This window comes from Streptomyces sp. NPDC104367 (assembly GCF_055583825.1).
In genome coordinates this window covers 253225-272943 of record NZ_JBVJND010000004.1, presented here as the reverse complement: position 1 = coordinate 272943, position 19719 = coordinate 253225, and the positions used below count along the sequence as shown (strand labels likewise).

General features: G+C 75.6%; 18 protein-coding genes. 7 read left to right on the top strand and 11 right to left on the bottom strand.

From position 1 onward, the window contains the following. The first annotated feature begins 5 nt into the window (after positions 1 to 5). Genes ACZ619_RS08480 through hypA form a run of 3 tightly spaced genes read left to right on the top strand, consistent with a single transcriptional unit; the run spans position 6 to position 757 of the window. Positions 6 to 212, top strand: coding sequence for a hypothetical protein (locus tag ACZ619_RS08480; RefSeq protein WP_469595798.1), 207 nt, complete (start codon positions 6 to 8; stop codon positions 210 to 212). A gap of 22 nt (positions 213 to 234) precedes the next feature. After that, positions 235 to 411 carry a hypothetical protein gene (locus ACZ619_RS08475; RefSeq protein ID WP_469595795.1) on the top strand — a complete coding sequence of 59 codons (177 nt, stop codon included), beginning with the start codon at positions 235 to 237 and terminating at the stop codon, positions 409 to 411. A 7-nt stretch (positions 412 to 418) separates the two neighbouring features. Continuing rightward, positions 419 to 757 carry a hydrogenase maturation nickel metallochaperone HypA gene (gene hypA, locus ACZ619_RS08470; protein WP_469595793.1) on the top strand — a complete coding sequence of 113 codons (339 nt, stop codon included), beginning with the start codon at positions 419 to 421 and terminating at the stop codon, positions 755 to 757. Positions 758 to 806: 49 nt separating this feature from the next. On the opposite strand, the gene hypE is transcribed toward hypA, so the two are convergent. The 8 genes from hypE to ACZ619_RS08430 form a co-directional block, all read right to left on the bottom strand. Further along, on the bottom strand, positions 807 to 1871 hold the full coding sequence (gene hypE, locus ACZ619_RS08465) for a hydrogenase expression/formation protein HypE (RefSeq protein ID WP_469595790.1): 1065 nt from the start codon (positions 1869 to 1871) through the stop codon (positions 807 to 809). Next, positions 1864 to 2991: a hydrogenase formation protein HypD gene (hypD, locus tag ACZ619_RS08460; RefSeq protein ID WP_469595788.1), complete on the bottom strand. Its 1128-nt coding sequence runs from the start codon at positions 2989 to 2991 to the stop codon at positions 1864 to 1866. The genes hypE and hypD overlap by 8 nt, the downstream gene beginning before the upstream one ends. Next, on the bottom strand, positions 2988 to 3278 hold the full coding sequence (locus ACZ619_RS08455; protein ID WP_469595785.1) for a HypC/HybG/HupF family hydrogenase formation chaperone: 291 nt from the start codon (positions 3276 to 3278) through the stop codon (positions 2988 to 2990). The genes hypD and ACZ619_RS08455 overlap by 4 nt, the downstream gene beginning before the upstream one ends. A 3-nt stretch (positions 3279 to 3281) precedes the next feature. After that, positions 3282 to 5639 (bottom strand): carbamoyltransferase HypF, encoded by a 2358-nt coding sequence (hypF, locus tag ACZ619_RS08450; protein WP_469595783.1) that lies wholly within the window; start codon positions 5637 to 5639, stop codon positions 3282 to 3284. Next, the gene (gene hypB, locus ACZ619_RS08445) at positions 5636 to 6358 is read right to left on the bottom strand and encodes a hydrogenase nickel incorporation protein HypB (RefSeq protein WP_469595781.1); all 723 of its coding nucleotides are present in this window, start codon (positions 6356 to 6358) and stop codon (positions 5636 to 5638) included. The genes hypF and hypB overlap by 4 nt, the downstream gene beginning before the upstream one ends. Before the next feature lie 63 nt (positions 6359 to 6421). Further along, a complete protein-coding gene (locus ACZ619_RS08440) occupies positions 6422 to 7003 on the bottom strand; it encodes a hydrogenase maturation protease (RefSeq protein ID WP_469595779.1) in 582 nt (193 codons plus the stop codon). Then, positions 7000 to 8685, bottom strand: coding sequence for a hydrogenase maturation protein (locus ACZ619_RS08435; RefSeq protein WP_469595777.1), 1686 nt, complete (start codon positions 8683 to 8685; stop codon positions 7000 to 7002). Before ACZ619_RS08435 ends, ACZ619_RS08440 begins: the two co-directional genes overlap by 4 nt. A 20-nt stretch (positions 8686 to 8705) precedes the next feature. Then, complete coding sequence (locus ACZ619_RS08430) at positions 8706 to 9902, bottom strand: acyltransferase family protein (protein WP_469595775.1); 1197 nt, start codon at positions 9900 to 9902, stop codon at positions 8706 to 8708. A 250-nt stretch (positions 9903 to 10152) separates the two neighbouring features. Between ACZ619_RS08430 and ACZ619_RS08425 the strand changes: the two genes are divergently transcribed. From ACZ619_RS08425 to ACZ619_RS08415, 3 genes are read left to right on the top strand one after another with little or no spacing between them, the layout of a single operon-like run. Further along, complete coding sequence (locus ACZ619_RS08425) at positions 10153 to 10902, top strand: YciI family protein (RefSeq protein WP_469595773.1); 750 nt, start codon at positions 10153 to 10155, stop codon at positions 10900 to 10902. After that, positions 10899 to 11240, top strand: coding sequence for a YciI family protein (locus tag ACZ619_RS08420; protein WP_469595771.1), 342 nt, complete (start codon positions 10899 to 10901; stop codon positions 11238 to 11240). Before ACZ619_RS08425 ends, ACZ619_RS08420 begins: the two co-directional genes overlap by 4 nt. Beyond that, entirely contained in the window at positions 11237 to 12502 is a 1266-nt protein-coding gene (locus ACZ619_RS08415; protein ID WP_469595770.1) for an RNA polymerase sigma factor, read from the top strand. The genes ACZ619_RS08420 and ACZ619_RS08415 overlap by 4 nt, the downstream gene beginning before the upstream one ends. Positions 12503 to 12679: 177 nt before the next feature. Here the strand turns inward: ACZ619_RS08415 and ACZ619_RS08410 are convergent, their stop codons facing one another. Together ACZ619_RS08410 and ACZ619_RS08405 are read right to left on the bottom strand one after the other, a co-directional pair. Further along, on the bottom strand, positions 12680 to 13615 hold the full coding sequence (locus ACZ619_RS08410; RefSeq protein WP_469595768.1) for a pyridoxamine 5'-phosphate oxidase family protein: 936 nt from the start codon (positions 13613 to 13615) through the stop codon (positions 12680 to 12682). A 4-nt stretch (positions 13616 to 13619) separates the two neighbouring features. After that, on the bottom strand, positions 13620 to 14312 hold the full coding sequence (locus ACZ619_RS08405; protein ID WP_469595765.1) for a hemerythrin domain-containing protein: 693 nt from the start codon (positions 14310 to 14312) through the stop codon (positions 13620 to 13622). A gap of 227 nt (positions 14313 to 14539) precedes the next feature. Between ACZ619_RS08405 and ACZ619_RS08400 the strand changes: the two genes are divergently transcribed. Beyond that, positions 14540 to 17863 (top strand): BTAD domain-containing putative transcriptional regulator, encoded by a 3324-nt coding sequence (locus tag ACZ619_RS08400; protein ID WP_469595763.1) that lies wholly within the window; start codon positions 14540 to 14542, stop codon positions 17861 to 17863. Between the two features lie 22 nt (positions 17864 to 17885). On the opposite strand, the gene pgm is transcribed toward ACZ619_RS08400, so the two are convergent. Then, entirely contained in the window at positions 17886 to 19526 is a 1641-nt protein-coding gene (gene pgm, locus ACZ619_RS08395; RefSeq protein ID WP_469595761.1) for a phosphoglucomutase (alpha-D-glucose-1,6-bisphosphate-dependent), read from the bottom strand. Positions 19527 to 19719 lie beyond the last annotated feature (193 nt).

Here is a 19719-nt window from a genome sequence, read left to right as displayed (position 1 = left end):
AACCCATGGGCAGCATCAGGGTCGGCAAGCCGCAGGCGAAGCCCGACACACCGTCCCACGTGCCCGGCATGCACCAGGGCAACGAGGGTCCGTACGAGAAGCAGACCGGCCACCACGCCGACGGCACCGCCGACGCGCGACGGTCGACCAACATCCACGCCGGACGCCACGACGCCCTGCTGGACGTCATGCCGAACATCCCGCCCGCGTGAGACCGAACAGGGAGTTCCCCACATGAAGAGCCAAGGCAGAAGGACGGGAACGGCGGCCCAGCGGGTGCTGACCGCCGAGGTCGCCGTCGTCGGCGCGCTGGTCCTGGCGCTGTTCGTGACCGAGATCCCCAGCCTCATGCGTGAGCTGAAGATCTGGCGCATCGCCGGCGGGCTGCGCTCCGGCAACCGGTATCCGTGAGCCGGGCGTGCACGAACTGTCGATCGCGACCGCCATCGTGGAACAGGCCGACGCCTGGGCCCGGACGGACGGGGCGGACCATGTCTCGGCCGTGACCGTCCGGGTCGGCGAGCTGTCGGGGGTGGTGCCCGACGCCCTGGACTTCGCCTTCGAGGTGGCCCGGGACGGCACCGCCCTCGCCCGGGCGCGGCTGGTGGTCGAGCAGGTCACCGCGGTGGCGTGGTGCGGCCCGTGCGCCGAGGAGTTCGCGGTGGGCATGCCGCCGTTCTTCTGGTGCCCGCGCTGCGACCGGCCCTCCACCGAACTGCGCCGCGGCCGGGAGCTGGAGATCACCGCGGTCGAGTGACCCCGCCGGTCCCCGGAGCCCGGGGCACCGGCGGGGCCTCGCCGCGCCGTCAGCAGATGCGCGGCAGCTGCTCCCCGAGCGGCAGGTCCACCACGCGGGTGCCGCCCAGTCCGGTCGCCACCACGACCATCCCGGGGTGCTCGGTGACGCACTCGCCGATCCGGGCCGCGCCCGCCCCCTGCGGATGGGCGCGCATCGCCTCCAGCACGGCGTCGGCCTCGGCCGGCGGCACGAAGGCCACCAGCCGGCCCTCGTTGGCGACGTAGAGCGGGTCGAGGCCGAGGAAACCGCAGGCGGCCGCGACCGCGTCCGGCACCGGGACGGCGCGCTCGGTCAGCCGCACCCCCGTTCCCGAGGCGCGGGCGATCTCGTTGAGCGCGGCGGCCAGACCGCCGCGGGTCGGGTCGCGCAGGACGTGGATGTCGGGGGTGACGTCGAGCATGGTCGCCACCAGGTCGGCCAGCGGCGCGGTGTCGCTGACGACCTCGGCCCCGAACTCCAGTCCCTCGCGCACGCTCAGCACGGCGACCCCGTGCAGCCCGATCGGCCCGCTGACGATGACGGCGTCGCCGGGCCGGGCCCGCTGCGGCCGGATGTCCACCCGTTCGGGGACGAGACCGACCCCGGCGGTGGTGACGTAGACCCCGTCCCCGTGACCGGCCTCGACCACCTTGGTGTCGCCGGTGGCGATGGTGACCCCGGCGGTCTCGGCCGCCGCGCCCATCGCCTTGGCGATCCGGTCGACGACGGACAGCTCGACGCCCTCCTCCAGGACGAAGGCGGCGGAGAGGTAGGCGGGGCGGGCGCCGCTCATCGCCAGGTCGTTGACCGTGCCGTTGACGGCGAGGTCGCCGAGGCAGCCGCCGGGGAAGAACAGCGGCCGCACCACGTGGGAGTCGGTGGACAGGGCCAGCCTGGCGCCGCCGAGGTGCAGGACGGCCGAGTCGGTCATCCCCGCGAGGAGGGCGTTGCCGTAGGCGGGGGCGAAGATCTGCTCGAAGAGCTCGGCGGAGAGCGCGCCGCCTCCGCCGTGGCCCATCACCACGACCGGCTGGTCGCGGATCGGGGCCGGGCAGCTCCAGTTCGCGGGGTCGACGGCGGTCTGCTCAGCCAACGGGGTTCATCTCCTCGCGCGGGGGCGCCGGTTCGGACATCCGGCGGTACAGGTAGTAGGCGGCGCAGGCGCCCTCGCTGGAGACCATGGTGGCGCCGAGCGGGGTGCGCGGGGTGCACGTGGTACCGAAGGCGGCGCAGTCGGTGGGCTTGATGAGCCCCTGGAGCACCTCGCCGGCCCGGCACGCGGCCGGTTCCTCGGTGCGGATGCCGCCGACGTCGAAGCGGTGCTCGGCGTCGAACGCCCGGTAGGCCTCGTTCAGCCGCCAGCCGCTGGCCGGGATGGGGCCGATGCCGCGCCAGGCGCGGTCGGTGACCTCGAAGACCTCCTCGATCATGCGGATCGCGGCCGGGTTGCCGTCCTCGCGCACGGCACGGGCGTAGGCGTTCTCCACCCGGTGCTCGCCGCGCTCCAGCTGGGCCACCGAGCGGCGGATGCCCTCCAGGATGTCGAGCGGTTCGAAGCCGGTGACGACGACCGGCACCCGGTGCCGTTCGGCCAGTTCGGGGTATTCGGCGGTGCCCATCACGCTGCACACGTGCCCGGCGGCCAGGAAGCCCTGCACCCGGCAGTCGGGGGCGGTCATGATGGCCTCGATCGCCGGGGGGACCCGGACGTGGGAGACCAGCAGGGAGAAGTTGGCGAGGCCGAGGCGGGCGGCCTGGTGGACGGCCATGGCGTTGGCCGGGGCGGTGGTCTCGAAGCCGATGGCGAAGAACACCACCTGGCGGTCCGGGTGGCGCCGGGCGAGCTTCAGCGCGTCGAGCGGCGAGTAGACCACGCGGACGTCGCCGCCCTCGCCCTTGACGCGGAACAGGTCGCGGTCGGTGCCGGGGACGCGCAGCATGTCGCCGAAGGAGCAGAAGATCACGTCCGGGCGGGCGGCGATCGCCAGCGCGCGGTCGATGGACTCCAGCGGCGTCACACAGACCGGGCAGCCGGGGCCGTGGATCAGCTCCACCTCTTCCGGCAGGAGCTGGTCGATGCCGTGCCGGATGATGGAGTGGGTCTGGCCGCCGCAGACCTCCATCAGGGCCCAGGGCCGGGTGACGGTGGCCCGGATCTCGTCGAGCAGTCTGCGGGCGAGCTGCGGGTCGTTGAACTCGTCGATGTACTTCACCGGGGCCCGCCCCCCTCGGCCTGCTGGGCCGCCTGCTGCCAGGCGTCGCCGAACTCCTCCTCCAGGAGGCCGAGTTCCTCGAAGAGCTTGAGGGAGGCCAGGGCCGACTCCTCGTCGAGCCGCTGGAGGGCGAAGCCCACGTGGACGATGACGTACTCCCCCACGCGCACGTCGGAGACGTACTCCAGACACGCCTGCTTCTGTACACCGCCGAAGTCGATCAGGCCGGTGAGCGGGTCGGCCGTGTCGTCGATGCTCACGACTCTGCCGGGCACTGCCAAACACATGGGTCACTCCGTCTCGTCGCTGACTGGTTCCCGTCCGTCTACGGGCCGTTCGTGCGCGGCGACCACCAGCTGGCCGAGGGCCAGGCCGCCGTCGTTCGGGGGGACTTCGCCGTGCAGCAGGACGGTGAAGCCGTCGCCGCGCAGCAGTTCGGCGCTCGCTGCCTCCAGCAGCGCGTTGGCGAAGACGCCGCCGGTGAGGGCGACGGTGGCGAGGCCGGTGGCCCGGCGGGCCTGCCGGCAGACGCCGGCCACGGCCCGGGCGACCCCGCGGTGGAAACGGGCCGCGACGAGCGGGACCGGGGTGGCGCGCCGCAGGTCGGCGATGATCGCGCGCAGGACGGGGGCCGGGTCGAGGCCCTCGCCGAAGGGGTACGCGGCCTTGTCCTCGTCCCAGGCCAGGCAGGCCTGCGCCTCCAGTTCCAGGGCGGCCTGGGCCTCGTACCCGGCGCGGTGGCAGACGCCCGCCAGGGACGACACGGCGTCGAAGAGGCGGCCCATGCTGGAGCTGGCCACGCAGCCGACCCGGCCGTCCAGCTGGCGGCGCAGCAGGGTCAGTTCCTCGCGCGAGCAGGCGGTGACGCTGGGCAGGTCCGGGTCCCAGGGAAGCCTGGCGGCCCACAGCCGGGACAGGGCGAGGCGGCAGGGGTTGGCCACGCCCGCGTCCCCGCCGGGGAGCGGGGCCGGGGCGAGGTGGGCGAGGCGCCGGTAGCCGGTGTAGTCGGCGACGAGCACCTCGCCGCCCCAGACGGTGCCGTCGTCGCCGTAGCCGGTGCCGTCGAAGGCGACGCCGATGACGGGTGCGGTGCCGTCGAGGCCTGCCTCGGCCATGGCGGAGGCGACGTGGGCGTGGTGGTGCTGGACGAGCACGGGCCGTCCGAGGGGCAGCCGGGCCGCCCGGCGGCGGGCCCAGGCGGCCGAGTGGTAGCCGGGGTGGCGGTCGGCGGCGACGAGTGCGGGGCGGACGCCGGTCAGCCGGTGCAGATGTGTTTCCGCGCGGGTGGCGGCCTCCAGGGTGGCCAGGTCGCCCATGTCGCCGATGTGCGGGCCGAACCAGGCCAGGTCGCCCTCGCCGACGCACGGCGCGTTCTTCAGGTCGCCGCCGACCGCGAGCGCGGGCCGCACCGGAACCGGCAGCCGCAGCGGGCGCGGTGCCCAGCCGCGGGAGCGGCGCAGTACCTGTTCGGTGCCGTCGGCGCGCACCCTCAGCAGGGAGTCGTCGCAGGGCGAGGCGATGGGGCGGTCGTGCGCGAGCCAGGCGTCGGCCAGTCCGGACAGCCGGGTCAGCGCCTCGTCGTCGGCCGTGACGATGGGCTCGCCGGAGCGGTTGCCGCTGGTCATGACCAGGACGCGGGGGCCGGGCGGGTCGCCGGGGAGGCCGAACAGGAGGGTGTGGACGGGGGTGTAGGGCAGCATCACGCCGAGGTGCGGGCTGCCGGGGCGGACGCCGGGCGCGAGGCGTGCCCCGGGCCGGGGGCGGAGGAGGACGACGGGGCGCCGGGGGCCGGTGAGGGCGGCCCGCTCGGCCGGCCCCGTCTCGGCGATGCGCTCCGCCTCGTGCAGGTCCGCGCACATCACGGCGAACGGTTTGCCGCCGCGTGCCTTGCGGGCGCGCAGGGTGTCGACGGCCCGGGGGTTCGAGGCGTCGCAGGCCAGGTGGTAGCCGCCGATGCCCTTCACGGCGACGATCCGGCCTTCGGCTAGCAGCTCTCGCGCCCGTGAGAGGGCGTCACCGTCGCGAGCGGCCCTCACCGCGCTGCCGGCGGCGGGCACCAGGCGCAGCCGGGGGCCGCAGTCGGGGCAGGCCACGGGCTGGGCGTGGAAGCGGCGGTCGGCCGGAGCGCCGTACTCGCGGGCGCAGCCGGGGCACATGGGGAAGCCGGACATGGTGGTGGCCGCGCGGTCGTAGGGCATCCCGGTGGCGATGGTGAAGCGGGGCCCGCAGTGGGTGCAGGTGATGAAGGGGTGGCGGTGGCGGCGGTCGGCGGGATCGGACAGCTCGCGCAGGCAGTCGGCGCAGGTCGCGGTGTCCGGCGGGAGCAGGGTGCGGCCCCGGGCGGCCTGTTCGGTGGCGCGGATGGTGAAGGCGCGGTCCGCGCCGGTGGCGGGCAGTTCCTCGACGCCCACGGTGGTCACGGCGGCCAGCGGCGGCGGCTCGGCGGCCAGCCGCTCCCGGAACCGCTCGACCCCGGCCGGTGTCCCCTCCACCTCGATGACCACGCCGTCGCCGGTGTTGCTGACGTGTCCGGTCAGCGCCAGGCCGGCGGCGAGGCGGTGGACGTACGGCCTGAAGCCGACGCCCTGCACGGTCCCGCGGACCGTGATGCGGCGGCGTACGGCCGCCGCCGGGGCGGGCGCGGTCACGGGGCGGTCGGGGCGTGGACGTGACCGTGCGGATGCGGGGCGAGCGGCGGGCGGTGCGCGGGGGCGCCGTCGCGTACGGCGAGGACGCGGTCGAGGACCGTGTCGACGCCTTCGCCGGTGCGGGCGCAGGAGCGGACGATCTCCACCCCGGGGTTGACCCGCCGTACGTGGTCGGCGAAGGCCTGCTCGTCGAAGCCCGCGGGTGCGGCAAGGTCGGTCTTGGTGAGGACGACCAGATGGGCGGAGCCGAAGGCGGTGGGGTACTTCGAGGGCTTGTCCTCGCCCTCGGTCACCGCCATCAGCACGATCCGCAGGTGCTCGCCGAGGTCGTAGGAGGCGGGGCAGACGAGGTTGCCGACGTTCTCCACGAACAGCAGCGCGGTGTGCGGCGGCAGCCAGCCCTCCAGATGGCCGCGGACCTGGCGGGCCTCCAGGTGGCACAGTCCGTCGGTCAGCAGCTGCTTGACGGGGGCGCCGGAGCGGGCCAGCCGCCGGGCGTCGTTCTCGGTGGCGAGGTCGGCGGTGAAGGCGGCGACGGGGACCTCCCGCTCCAGCGCCCGGGCCAGCACCCGGCCGAGCAGTTCGGTCTTGCCGCTGCCGGGGCTGGAGAGCAGGTTGACCACGCTCGTCCCGCGCGCGGCCAGGTCGTCGCGCAGGCTCGCGGCCAGGCCGTCGTTCCTGGCCAGGACGGCCCGGGTGACCTCCTCCGACTGACACATGGGTGCTCCTCGGTCGCTGGGCTCGGGCGGACCGTGGGAGCGGGTGGGTCCGCGCCTGGTCCGTCAGCGATCCTGCGTGCCGGTCGCGGCCCGGTGCGGGAGCCCGGCCGCGGCGGGGTCCGCGGATTCCTCCGGGCGGGCCAACGAGGGCGTGACCAGGGGATCCGCCAGCAGCGCCGGGACGAGTGCGTGCAGGGCCTCGACCGCGGGCCCGACCGCGTCCCGGACCGGCCCGCTCAGCCCGGGGGCGATGTCCTCGTCGCCGCGCGACAGCTCCCCCGGCTCGCAGGCGAGGACGAGGACGCGGGGCAGCGGCTCGTCGCCGAGGTGGGTGGCGAGGGCCAGCACCTTCGCCGGGTCCATGCCGTGCGCCTCGGGCGGGGCGGCCGTGCGCCCGTCGGGGAGTTCGGGCTCGATCAGGGAGAGGGTGCCGGGGCGTTCGCCGCGGGCGGCCGCGTCCACGAGTACGGCGACCGTCCAGCCGTCGAGGAGTGCGTAGGCGAGGTCCATGCCCCGGATGCCGAAGTCCCGGACCCGTACCCCGGGCGGCAGCGGGCGCGTGGCCAGGGCGCGGATCACCTCGGGGCCGAAGGCGTCGTCGCCGAGGAAGATGTTGCCGACGCCCGCCACCAGCAGCCGCGTCATCGCGCACCGCCCGGGACCTTGCGGACGAAGTCCGAGCGCAGGGTGTGGTAGGCGGCGCCGGGGTCGAAGAACAGCTCGCGCATCCGGGCGAGTTCGTCCTCGCGGTACGCGCCGAGCGGCCGTCGTGCCTCGTCGGAGCGGCGGGCCTCGGCCTTGGCGGCGATCCGCCGTTCCAGGCCGGGGTCGGCGGCGAGCGCGGCCGCCAGCCGTTCGGTTTCGGCGGCGAAGCCCTGCGGGGGCACCGGGACCAGCCGGTCGACGAGGCCGGTCCGGGCGGCGGTCGCGGCGCTCACCGGCCGTGCCTCCTCGGTGAGCCGGCGGGCCGCCTCCGCTCCGGCGCGGCGCGGCAGCGTGTAGGTCCAGAACTCGGAGCCGTACAGGCCCATCAGCCGGTAGTGCGGGTTGAGGACGGCGCCGGCCCGGCACCAGACCTCGTCGGCGGCGAGGGCGAGCAGCGCGCCGCCGGCCGCCGCGTTGCCGCCGAGCGCGGCCACGACCAGCCGGTCGTCGGTGCGCAGCACGGCCTCCACCAGGTCGTCCATGGCGTTGAGGTTGGCCCAGGACTCCTCGGCGGGGTCGGGGGCGGCCTCGATGGTGTTCAGGTGGATGCCGTTGGAGAAGAAGTCCCGGCGGCCGCCGAGCACCAGCACCCGGGTGGGCCGGGCGAGGGCGTACTCGTAGGCGGCGAGCAGGCGGCGGCAGTGGCCGGTGCTCATCGCCCCGCCGGGAAAGGCGAAGCTCACGAGGCCGACGTCACCGAGCTGCCGGTAGCGGATGTCGGTCCAGGTGCGGCGGTCCGGGGGCAGTTCGAGCGGGGCGGGGCACTCCGGGAGGGCCGGGCCGGACACCGGCGGGCCGGCGAGGACGTCGGCCGCGGGGCGCCGGAACGGGGCGGGGTCCGCGGAGCCCTTGCGGGGGCGCAGCTCGGGGATCCAGACGGCGCCGTCCCGGGTGGCCCGGCAGACCGCGCCCGCCCGGGTCGCGAGCAGTTCGCCCGGCTCGCCGGTCAGCCGGTCCTCGGGGTGGCCGCCGTGCAGGAACACCTCGTGGCCGAGGAGTTCGTCGAGCACCCCGGGCTGCGAGTCGGCCCCGCGCAGCTTGCGCAGGACCGTCGCGGTGTCGGCGGCGGCCCAGTCGATCCGCCGGTGGCGCTGGCGCAGGACGTCCCGCCAGACGACCCGGCCGCGGATCCCGGGATCGCTCTGCGGCCGCGGCTTGTACGAGCCCTCGGCGTAGCGCCGTACGGCCCGGTGGACGGCGGTGAGGGCGGCGTCGGCCACCTCGCCCCGGTAGAGGTCGCTCTTGCCGACCGGTTCCACGGTGAAGGGCTCGCTCGCCCAGACGGGGCCCGCGTCCATCGCCGCCTCGGCCTGGAGCACGGTCACTCCCCAGTGGGGGGCCTGCTCGGCGAGGGCCCAGTCCAGGGCGGCGGGGCCGCGGTCGCCGGGCGGTCCCGGGTGGACGATCAGGCAGGTGTGCTCCCGCCAGACGTCCTCGGGGAGCGCCGACTTCAGCAGGGGCGCGACGATCAGCTCCGGGCGCCGGTCCGCCACGGCGGAGCGGACGGCGTCGGGGCCGTGCGCGGCGAGGACGACGTCCACCCGGTGGCCGAGGTCGGACAGTTCGGCGTACACCCGCTGGGACAGGCTGTTGAACGCGCTCGCGACGAGCAGAATGTCCATGGTGCGGCATGTTCGCCGTTTCAGGGCCTTCCGGAAAGCACCCCGGCGGCGTTTCGCCGGTCGCCCCCGCCGACCGGCTCCGGCGGCGCGCGGAACGCCCAGTCCATCCTGGGCTCCATCACGAACCGGAAGACCCGGCGCACCGGCGGGGTGCACAGCAGGGTCACGGCCGTGGCGGCGGCCAGGGTGGCCGTCACCGCGCCGAGCGGCCCGTGCGTCCAGGCGGGGGCGTACCAGTGGGCGGGCCCGGCGCTCTGCATGAGGAAGCCGTGCAGCAGGTAGCCGTACAGCGTGCCCGCGCCGAGCGCGGTGAACCAGGTGCGGCGGCCGGGCACCCAGGCGAGGAAGCAGGCGACGAGGACCAGGGAGCAGCCGAAGGTGACGAGGGTCATGACGGGACCGGCCCAGGCGGGCGCGCCGAGCTGTTCGGCGCTGTCCTTGTGGAAGAGCCAGCGGTAGCCGGAGAGCGGCACCGACCAGTAGGCGACGGCGAGCGCGGCGGCCAGGACCGGGACCGCGCAGATCCGGACCCGCCGGCGGCGCAGCCACCGGAAGTGCTCCTGGCGCAGGCCGAGGCCCAGCACGAAGTACGGCAGGAACTGCAGGGTGCGCTGGAGGTCGAGGTCCTTGCCGATGGAGGGCGTGAGGCTCGCCAGCACGGCGATGGTGAGCGCCAGGGGCAGCGGCCATCGCACCAGCCGCCAGATCGGCGTGGTCAGCCGCCAGACGAACAGGGCGGCCAGGAACCAGGTCAGGTACAGGGGGTCGAGCAGGCTGATCTCGCGGTCGGGAACGTGGTCGCTCCATCGGGTGAAGAGGGTGTAGGCGACCTCGAACACCACGTAGGGGACGGCGACGCCGGTCACGAGGCGTCGGATCCGGCGCGGGCTCGCGTCGAAACCGCGGGAGAAGTAGCCGGAGACGACGATGAACGCCGGCATGTGGAAGGCGTAGACGAGCGTGTAGAGGGCGGTGACGGTCCGGCTGTCCGAGCGCAGCGGTTCCCAGGCGTGCCCGACGGCCACCAGCACGATCGCCAGGTACTTCGCGTTGTCGAAGTAGGCGTCGCGCCGCCCGGGCGCCGGCCCGTTGCGGGCGGCGGTGCCGGGGCGCGGGGGTGGGGCCGGTGTCCGGTCCGGGGCCCGCACGGGCGATGGGTCGACTGCGGTCGCTGTCTCGCGGGAGCCGGACAGACCAGAACACCTCTCACACGGCATGCGCTCCGGGGAGCGACGGGGGCGGGCTCGGTTCGGGGGCGGCTCCACGGCGGGCGGCGCTGCCCCGCTCACGCTGCTCACCGGAATCCGGCGCCGTAAACCCGCCCCCCGGCGGCCGGCCGGGCGCGGGCGGCTCCGCCCGGACGCGGTCGCCGGTGTGACGGGCGGACGTGATGTGCCCCGGGTGTCGATTCCGCCCGGCGCCGTTCGTCGGTGGGGTGTAGGAAGCTCATGAGGACCGGGAGGAACCATGAAGTACATGCTGCTCGTCTGCGGCGACGACACCGCCGACGCCTCGGGGATGGCGCCGGTCGAACCCTGGGTGGAGGAGCACGGCGTCCGCGGCGGGGCCCGGCTGTACGGCCACCGGCTGCGGCTGCCGGACTCCGCGGTCACCGTACGGGTGCGCGACGGCGAGGTGCTGCGCACGGACGGGCCGTTCGCGGAGACGAAGGAGTACGTCGCCGGGTTCGACGTCGTCGACTGCGACAGCCTGGAGGAGGCGGTGCGGATCGCCGCCGGGCATCCGGTGGCGACGATCGGGGCCATGGAGGTGCGCCCGTTCTGGGACGAGGACCCGGCGCAGGACGCCGAGGCGGCCGTGCGCCGGCTCGACGCCGAGCTGACGGAGGCCGCCCGCGAGCGGGACGCCGGCCGGACGGCGGCCTGCTACGCGCCGGACGTGGAGGTCTTCCGGCCCGACGGCGCCGAGGCGCGGTCCGGGACCGACGGACTGCGCGAGGAGGCCGGGGCCTGGTTCGCGGGGTTCGACGGACCCGTCCGCCGCGAGGTGCTCGAACTGAAGGTCCGTCCGGGCGAGGGCAGCGCCTTCAGCCACGCCCTGGTCCGCGTCCGCGGCACCCTGGTGACCGGGGAGCCCTTCGACCGGGTGGTCCGGGTGACCACCGGTTACCGTCACACCGGATTCGGCTGGCTGATCGCCCACGAGCACGTGTCGGTGCCGGCGGACGGGACGGCCGGGAAGGAGCAGCGGTCATGAAGTACGTCCTGTTCATCTGCACCCCGGTCGGCGGCCCGGAGCCGAGCCCGGCCGAGATCGCCGAGGACCCGCGCTTCGCCTCGTACATCCACGAGGTCAGGACCCGGGACGTGGTCAAGGGAGGTGCCCGGCTGCGGCCGGCCGCCGACGCGACCACCGTGCGCGTCCGGGGAGACGAAGTGCTGCTGAGCGACGGTCCGTTCGCCGAGACCAAGGAGTACATCGCGGGTCTCGACATCATCGAGGTCGCCGACCTGGACGAGGCTCTCGCACTCGCCTCCCGGCACCCCGCGGCGCTCGCCGGCGGCTCGGTCGAGGTGCGGCCGGTCTGGGAGTGAGCGGCACGGACGACGTCGAGAAGGCCGTCGCGGACGCCTTCCACGAGGAGTGGGCCCAGGTCGTCGCCACCCTGATCCGGGTGACCGGCGACTGGGACCTCGCCGAGGAGTGCGCGCAGGACGCCTTCGCCCAGGCGCTGGAGCGGTGGCGGCACGACGGAGTGCCGCGCCGCCCCGGCGCCTGGCTGACCACGACCGCCCGCAACCGCGCCCTGGACGTGCTGCGCCGGGAGGCGGTGGGGGCGCGCAAGCTGCGGGAGGCGGCGGTGCTGGCACGGGACGCGGGGCCCGTCGACCCCGACGACGACGGCGACGGCGACGACAGTGGCGTCGCGGACGACCGGCTGCGGCTGCTCTTCACCTGCTGCCACCCGGCGCTCCCGATCGAGGCCAGGGTCGCGCTGACCCTGCGCACCCTCGCCGGGCTCACCACCCCGGAGATCGCCCGCGCCTTCCTCGTCCCCGAGGCGACGATGGCGCAGCGGCTGGTGCGCGCCAAGCGGAAGATCCGCAACGCGGGCATCCCGTACCGGGTGCCGCCCGCGCATCTGCTGCCCGAGCGCACCACGGGCGTCCTCGCCGTGCTCTACCTGCTGTTCAACGAGGGGTACGCCGCCACGAGCGGCGCCGGTCTGCTGCGCACCGGCCTGTGCGCCGAGGCGGTCCGGCTCGCCCGGCTGCTCGCCCGGCTGATGCCGGACGAACCCGAGGTCGTCGGTCTGCTCGCGCTCCTGCTGCTGCACGACGCGCGCCGGGACACCCGGGTGGACGCGGCGGGCGACCTGGTGACGCTGGAGGACCAGGACCGGACGGCCTGGGACCGGGCGGAGATCGACGAGGGCGCCGCGCTCCTGGAGAGCGCCCTGCGCCGGGGCCGCCCCGGTCCCTACCAGATCCAGGCCGCCGTCGCGGCCTGCCACACCACCGCCCCGACCGCCGCGGACACCGACTGGTCCGACATCGCCGCGCTCTACGGCGAGCTCCAGCGGTACGTCCCCTCCCCCGTGGTCCGGCTCAACCGCGCGGTCGCGGTGGGCATGGCCGAGGGCGGGGCGGCGGGCCTCGCCCTGGTGGCGGAGCTGGAGGCGGAGAACGGCCTGGCCGGCTACCACCTGCTGCCCGCGACCCGCGCCGACCTGCTGCGCCGCATGGGCCGCCACCACGAGGCGGCCACGGCGTACGCCCGCGCCCTGGAACTGGTCGAGAACGACGCGGAACGCAGGTTCCTGGAGCGACGGCTCGCCCGGTGCCGGGAGGAGTAGCGGCGCAGGCATGCGCGGTGGCGGGAAGCGTGGCGGCGCAGGCGTGCGCGGTGGCGGGAAGCGTGGCGGCGCAGGCATGCGCGGTGCCGTCAGGCACAACGGCGCAAACATGCGCGGCGCCGTCAGGCACAACGGCGCAGGCGTGCGCGGTGCCGTCAGGCGTGGGCCGCGCGGGTGTCAACCGCGCCGGGCGTCCCGCGCCAGCGCACTGAACTCCTGCCAGCGCACACGGGGGCGGGTCAGGCCGCGCCGGGAGAGGTAGCGGTCGGTGGCCCGCCGGGTGGTGCGCAGCACGCTCACCGCGTCGCTCGCCCGGCCCGAGCCCATGGGCTCCACCACCTTGGCGGGCACCAGGACCAGCCCCTCGTCGCCCTCCCGCAGTTCGCCGCGCACCAGGGCGTTGTGCATGTGGTTGAGGTGCTCGTCGTGCCGGTGCACGAGGAGGGAGGCGGGGCCCGGTGCGGCCGGGCAGTCGGCCGGGAGGTCCACCGCGAAGCCCTCGGACACGGCCACCGGCCGGGTCCGGGCCAGCACCGGCGCCCCTGAGGCGTCGCGCGCCGCGAGCACGGCCGTGGGGAACCGGCCGAGCTGTGCGGCGCCGACCGGCCCGCCGGCCGGTCCTTCGACCGGTCCGACGGCTGGCGCCGGGCGGTCGGCGGCGGGCAACTGCGGCCGGACGACGACCTGTTCGGGGGTCACGGTGATCAGCAGACGCAGGTAGTACCAGTCCATCACCAGGCGCATCGGGGGTGCGAGGTACGACCTGCTGTGCGGCTGCCGTTCGAACAGCATCCGCCAGTAGTCCTCGGCGCCCTGCGGTCCGGTCATGATCTCGTCGGGGCACTCGGCGCGGCCGCCGACGTGGATCTGCGGCGGCCGGTCGAGGCCGCTGCCGGTGGGGTCGGAGAAGAGCAGGGCGACGCGGCCGTCGCGGCGGATGTTCAGGGCCTTCTGCGCGAACGCCAGCGACGTGCTGAGCAGCAGTGTCCCGTCGGGGCGGCGCCGTACGGCCGTGGGCCAGGCCAGCGGGGTGCCGTCCCGGCCCAGGGTGGCGAACTCGCAGGTGCGGTAGGCGTCCAGGACGCCGAGCGGGGCGGAGTCGAGTACGGTCACCGGACTACTCACCGTCCAGCGGGGCGCGCATGGCCTCGCGGTAGGCGGCGTACTGGCGGCGGCCGACGGCCTGCCACAGCAGCCGTCCGATCAGCGGGGCCTTGCCCAGGAAGAGGGCGCGCTGCTCGGGGGTGGCCTCCTCCAGGATCGCGCCGAGGGCCAGCATGCGCTTGTTCCTCGGGATGCCCTCCATCCCGCGCTGTCCGACCAGGTCCCACTCGGCGACGGTCAGATGGTCGGCGACCAGCGGGAGCACCGAGCGCTCCTCCTCGTCCAGGTGGACCAGGAGCGCGGCCCGGTGGGCGTCCAGGGCCAGCGCCAGTTCCTCGCCGGAGATCCGGTCGGCGGACCGCTGCCACACGGGCGTCCACCCGGCGACGGTCCTCAGGGTGTCGTCGATGGCCTCGTGCTGCTCGGTCATCCGGCCGACCAGCGCGTCGTCCTGCGCGGCCCGGGCCCGCAGCAGCGGCCAGATCAGCTCGTCCTCGGCGTGGTGATGGTGGTGCAGTCCCATCGTGTAGTCGGCCAGGGCCCCGGCGACCCGCGCCGCGCCGGCCCTGTCGCCTTCGGGGACGGCGCGCACCAGCCGGGGCAGCAGCGCCGACTCGCGGCGGAAGACCCGGTGGACCACGACCATTTCGTGGGTATGAGGACGCTCGGCGGTGGCCGTCGCGCCGTGGCTGCTGTTGAGGGACACGCTCGCTTGCTCCAACGATTCAGATGTGTGCTTCGGCCGCCCACCGTTCCCGCCCCTTCTTGGCGTCCGCTTGGCGTCCGGCTTGGCGTGCGGCTCGGCACCCGGCTCTGCGTGCGGCTCGGCATCCGCCCGGCATCCGCCCGGCGACCGGCCCGGCGGCCCTCGACGTCTGCGCGTTTATCGTCTGTTGACGGGATCGACGCGGCACTCGGGTAGATTCCCCGGCCGTGCTGCGTTTGCGAGTCCTGGGTCCGCTGGGTGCCGAAGTCGCCGGGACACCGGTCGAGTTGGGTGCCCCGCGGCAGCGCGCCGTGCTGGCCCTGCTGATCGCGGCCCGGGGCGGTGTCGTCCCCGTCGAGAAGATGGCGGACGCGCTGTGGCACGGGGCGCCGCCGGCCAAGGCCACCGTGTCCCTGCACGCCTATCTCTCCAACCTGCGCCGGTCGCTGGAGCCGGGGCGTCCGCCGCGGGCACCGGCCACCGTGCTGGTCACCGCCCCGCCCGGGTACGCGCTCAGGCTGCCCGGCGACGCGGTGGACGCCTGGCGGTTCGAGACCTGGGTCGGGCGCGCCCGCGGGGCACCGGCCGAGGAGGCCCGGCGGCTGCTCGCCGAGGCGCTCGGCTGGTGGCACGGCCCGGCCTTCGCCGAGCACACGGACGAGGAGTGGGCCGCCACCGAGGTGGCCCGGCTGACCGGGCTGCGCGCCGAGGCCCGGGAACTCGCCGTGGCCGCCGACCTGCGCACCGGCCGGGCGGCGCAGGCGGCGGCCGACGCCGAGGTCCTGGTCCGGGACGCTCCGCTGCGGGAGGAGGGCTGGCGGCTGCTCGCGCTCGCGCAGTGGGGCTGCGACCGGCAGGCCGACGCGCTCTCCTCGCTGCGCCGCGCCGGCGCCGTGCTCCGCGACGAGCTCGGCTGCGATCCGGGGCCCGCGCTGCGCAGGCTGGAGCACGCCGTGCTCCACGGGCGGCTCGACGTGCTGCGCGCGGCCGTGCCGGAGCCCGTGGCCGACGTGCCCGTGCGCACCGGGCGCGGTCTGTTCATCGGCCGGGGCGCGGAGCTGCGGGCGGTGGACACCGCCGCGCGGGCCGCCCGGCAGGCGGGCGGTGTCGTGCTGGTCACCGGGGAGGCCGGTGCGGGCAAGTCCGCGTTCCTCGACCGGGCCGCGGCCCGGCTGCGGGCGGCCGGCTGGCGGGTGGTGATCGGCCGCTGCCCGGAGTACGAGGGCGCGCCGCCCGCCTGGGCCTGGGCGGAGGCGCTCGGCGCGCTCGCCCGCGCGGTGCCGCCGGCCAGACCCGACGAACTCGCCGTCCTGCTGCGGGAGTCGGCGGGCGCGGCCGTCCCGACCCGGGACGAGGCCACCGCCGGCCGCTTCCGGATGCACCGCGCCTTCGCCGCCTGGCTGCGCGCCGCGGCCTGCGAGGAGCCCCTCGCCGTGCTCCTGGAGGACCTGCACCGTGCGGACGCCGAGACCCTCGCCCTGGTCGAGGCGGCCGCCGCCGTCACCGGCGTGCCGCTGCTCACGATCGCCGGTTACCGCCCCGCCGACGTCGACGAGCACCTCCTGAAGACCCTGGCCCATCTGGCCCCGGGCGCCCCGCACCGGATCGCGCTCGGCGGCCTGCCCCCGCAGGACACCGCCACCCTGGTCGCCGCCGTCTGCGGGACGCCCGTGGCCCCGGCGACCGTGGCGGCCCTGGCCGAGCGCACCGGCGGCAACCCCTTCTACGTCCTGGAGAGCGCCCGGCTGCTCGCCGACGAGGGCGCGCTGGTGGCGGTCTCCGAGGTCCCCCAGGGGGTGCGGGACGTGCTGCGCCGGCGCCTGGCGCTGCTGCCCGCGTCCGCGCGGTCCGTCGTCCAGCTCACCGCCGTACTGGGGCTGGAGGCCGAGGTGGCGCTGCTCCTCGACGCCGCCGAGGCGGACGAGGAACAGGTGCTGGAGGGGCTCGACGCCGCGCTCGCCGCCGACCTGCTCGCCGAACCCGGGCCCGGCCGCGTCCGGTTCGTGCACGCCCTGGTCCGCGACACCGTCTACGCCGACCTGTCCGGCGTACGGCGGGCCCGGCTGCACGCCCGCGTCGCGCGGCTGCTGCGCCGCCACCGCCCCGGCGAACTCGCCGCCCTGGCGCATCACTTCGCCCGCTCGGGCAGCGCCGCCGACGCCCCGCTCGCGGTCGACTACGCGCTGCGGGCCGCCGAGGACGGCGAACGGCGCTACGCCCACGACGTCGCCGTCACCCTGATCCAGCAGGCGATCGACACGCACACCGCGGCCACCGGCGACGACGCGCCGCCCGACCGGCTGATCGAGCTGCTGGTACGGCTGCTGGGCGCGCAGGTGCGCACCGGCGCCACCGACGCCGCCCGGCGCACCCGGCAGCGGGCCGTCGCACTCGCCGAACAGGCCGACCGGGGCGACCTGGTGGCCGCCGTCTACGCGGCGTGGACCGAGCCCACGCCGTGGCGCAGCCGGCTCGAAGGACCGTACGACCGGGCCGCCGTGGCCCGTCTGGACCGGCTCGCGTCCGGTCCCGGCCTCGACGGTCCGACCCGTGCCCGGCTCCTCCAGGTCCTGGTCGACGCGGTGGCCGCCGAGGACGCGCCCCGGGCCGTGGCGGCGGCCGGCGCCCAGCTCGCGCTGGCCCGCGCCGACGGCGAACCCCGGCTGATGGCGGCCGCGTTGATGACCTCGGCGCGGCTGCTCCCGCACGAGGCCCGGGCCGCCGCCCGGCCACCGCTCACCGCGGAGCTGCGCGAACTCGCCCGCGAGCACGACCTGCCCGCCTACCGCTGGGTCTGCGAGCACCTGGACGCGATGACCGCCGCCGCCCGCAACGACCCCGCCGCGGTGCGGCGGCACACGGCGGAGGGTCTGCTCCTGGCCCGCCGCTACCGGCTGGTGTGGGCGCAGGGGCTCAGCGCGGCGACCTCCGCCATGCTGGCGGTGGTGACCGGCCGGTTCGACGCGGCGGAGGCCGGGTACGCCGAGGCCGACGCGCTGCTCCAGCGGGTCGGCGCCCACCACGCCACCGGGCTGCGCACGCTCGGGCTGATCAGCATGCGGCTCGCCCAGGACCGGGTGGCCGAGACCGAGCCGCTGGTGCGCGCGGTGCACGAGTCGGCGGGCGGCCCGGTCGCCGTGGCGAGGGCGCTGGTCCTGGCCCGCCTGGGCCGGCTCGACGAGTCCCTGGCCGTACCCGTCCCACCGGAACCGCTCCAGGACCATCTCTACGGTCTGGAGCTCGACTTCCGGGCCCAGCTGGCGGTGCTGCACCGCGACCGGGCGGCGGCAGAGGCCCTCCTCGGGCATCTGCGGCCGCTGCGCGAGCAGCTCGCGGGCGCGGCCGGGGCGGCCTACGCGGGCCGTCCCCTCGCCCACGCCCTCGCCGATCTGCACCGGCTCCTCGGCGCGGACCGGGAGGCGGCCGAGTGCTACGCGCTGGCCGAACGCACCGCCCGGGACTGGGGTTCGGCCCACCTCGCCGCGAACGCGCGCCGGGCCGCCGCGGAACTCGCCGGGCCCCGGTCGCGGCGGCGCACCGTCGCGACCTGACCGGGGACCGGCGGGAGCCCGGTCAGCCGCCGAGCGCTGCGTCGACCACCGCCCTGGCCTCCTCCTGGACCCGGGCCAGGTGGTCGGGGCCCTCGAAGGACTCGGCGTAGATCTTGTACACGTCCTCCGTGCCGGACGGGCGGGCCGCGAACCAGGCGTTCCGGGTGGTCACCTTGATGCCGCCGATCGCCGCGCCGTTGCCGGGCGCCTCGGTGAGCACGCCGGTGACCGCCTCGCCCGCCAGGGTCTCGGCGGTGACCTGGGCCGGGGAGAGCTTGGCGAGGAGGGCCTTCTCCTCGCGGGTCGCCGGGGCGTCGATGCGGGCGTAGGCGGGTTCGCCGAAGCGGGCGGTGAGGTCGGCGTAGTGCTCGGAGGGCGTCTTGTCGGTGACCGCCGTGATCTCGGAGGCGAGCAGGGCGAGCAGGATGCCGTCCTTGTCGGTGGTCCACACCGAGCCGTCCCGGCGCAGGAAGGAGGCGCCGGCCGACTCCTCGCCGCCGAACCCGATGGCCCCGCTGACCAGTCCGTCGACGAACCACTTGAACCCGACGGGCACCTCGACCAGTTGGCGGCCGAGGTCGGCGGCGACGCGGTCGATCATCGAGGAGGAGACCAGTGTCTTGCCGACGCCCGCGCCCGCCGCCCACTGCTCGCGGTGGCGGTAGAGGTAGGAGATGGCGACGGCGAGGTAGTGGTTGGGGTTCATCAGGCCGGCGTCGCGGGTGACGATGCCGTGCCGGTCGGCGTCGGCGTCGTTGCCGGTGGCGACCCGGAACTCGTCCCGCTTCTCGATCAGCGAGGCCATCGCGTACGGCGAGGAGCAGTCCATGCGGATCTTGCCGTCCCAGTCCAGCGTCATGAACCGCCAGGTGGGGTCGGTGTACGGGTTGACGACGGTGAGGTCGAGCCCGTGCCGTTCGGCGATCCGGCCCCAGTAGTCGACGGAGGCGCCGCCGAGCGGGTCGGCGCCGATGCGCAGGCCCGAGGCGCGGACGGCGTCCAGGTCCAGGACGCTGGGCAGGTCGTCGACGTAGGTGCCCATGTAGTCGTAGCGGGCGGTGGTGGGCGCGGCGAGCGCGGCCTCGTACGGGATGCGCTGGACGTCCTTCATGCCGCCCGCGATGATCCGGTTGGCGCGGTCCTGGATCCAGGAGGTGGCGTCGGAGGCGGCGGGGCCGCCGCTCGGCGGGTTGTACTTGAAGCCGCCGTCGGCGGGCGGGTTGTGCGAGGGGGTGACGACGACGCCGTCCGCGAGGCCGGTGGTGCGGCCCCGGTTGTGGGTGAGGACGGCGTGCGAGACGGCGGGGGTGGGCGTGTAGCCGTCGGCGCTGTCGACGAGGACGGTGACGCCGTTGGCGGCGAACACCTCCAGGGCGGTGGCCTTGGCGGGCTCGGACAGGGCGTGGGTGTCGGCGCCCAGGAAGAGGGGGCCGTCGGTGCCCTGGCCGGTGCGGTACTCGCAGATGGCCTGGCTGGTGGCCGCGATGTGGTCCTCGTTGAAGGCGGTCGTCAGCGACGAACCGCGGTGGCCGGAGGTGCCGAACGCGACCCGCTGGGCGGGGTCGGAGGGGTCGGGGTGCAGCGTGTAGTAGGCCGTGACCAGCCGGGCCACGTCGACGAGGTCCTCGGGAGCCGCCGGCCGGCCCGCTCGCTCATGCGGCATGAGTGCATTCCTCCGCAGTTGTTGATCGATCGCTCGCCGCCCATCTTTCCCTGTCGGGCGCGCGGGACGCGAGTGCGGCACCGGCCGGACGCGGAAGACACGGCCGGTTCACAGCCGCTTGCCGCCCGCTTCCCACAGAACCAGGCAATCGATATATCGTGATACTACTCAGACCGTATCGATGAAAGAGACC

Coding starts and splice junctions, on each gene's coding strand:
- pgm (WP_469595761.1), bottom strand. CDS start 19,526: ATGCCGCATGAGCGAGCGGGCCGGCCGGCGGCTCCCGAGGACCTCGTC.
- ACZ619_RS08425 (WP_469595773.1), top strand. CDS start 10,153: ATGAAGTACATGCTGCTCGTCTGCGGCGACGACACCGCCGACGCCTCG.
- ACZ619_RS08420 (WP_469595771.1), top strand. CDS start 10,899: ATGAAGTACGTCCTGTTCATCTGCACCCCGGTCGGCGGCCCGGAGCCG.
- hypB (WP_469595781.1), bottom strand. CDS start 6,358: ATGTGTCAGTCGGAGGAGGTCACCCGGGCCGTCCTGGCCAGGAACGAC.
- ACZ619_RS08435 (WP_469595777.1), bottom strand. CDS start 8,685: ATGGACATTCTGCTCGTCGCGAGCGCGTTCAACAGCCTGTCCCAGCGG.
- ACZ619_RS08475 (WP_469595795.1), top strand. CDS start 235: ATGAAGAGCCAAGGCAGAAGGACGGGAACGGCGGCCCAGCGGGTGCTG.
- ACZ619_RS08480 (WP_469595798.1), top strand. CDS start 6: ATGGGCAGCATCAGGGTCGGCAAGCCGCAGGCGAAGCCCGACACACCG.
- ACZ619_RS08430 (WP_469595775.1), bottom strand. CDS start 9,902: ATGCCGTGTGAGAGGTGTTCTGGTCTGTCCGGCTCCCGCGAGACAGCG.
- ACZ619_RS08455 (WP_469595785.1), bottom strand. CDS start 3,278: ATGTGTTTGGCAGTGCCCGGCAGAGTCGTGAGCATCGACGACACGGCC.
- ACZ619_RS08440 (WP_469595779.1), bottom strand. CDS start 7,003: ATGACGCGGCTGCTGGTGGCGGGCGTCGGCAACATCTTCCTCGGCGAC.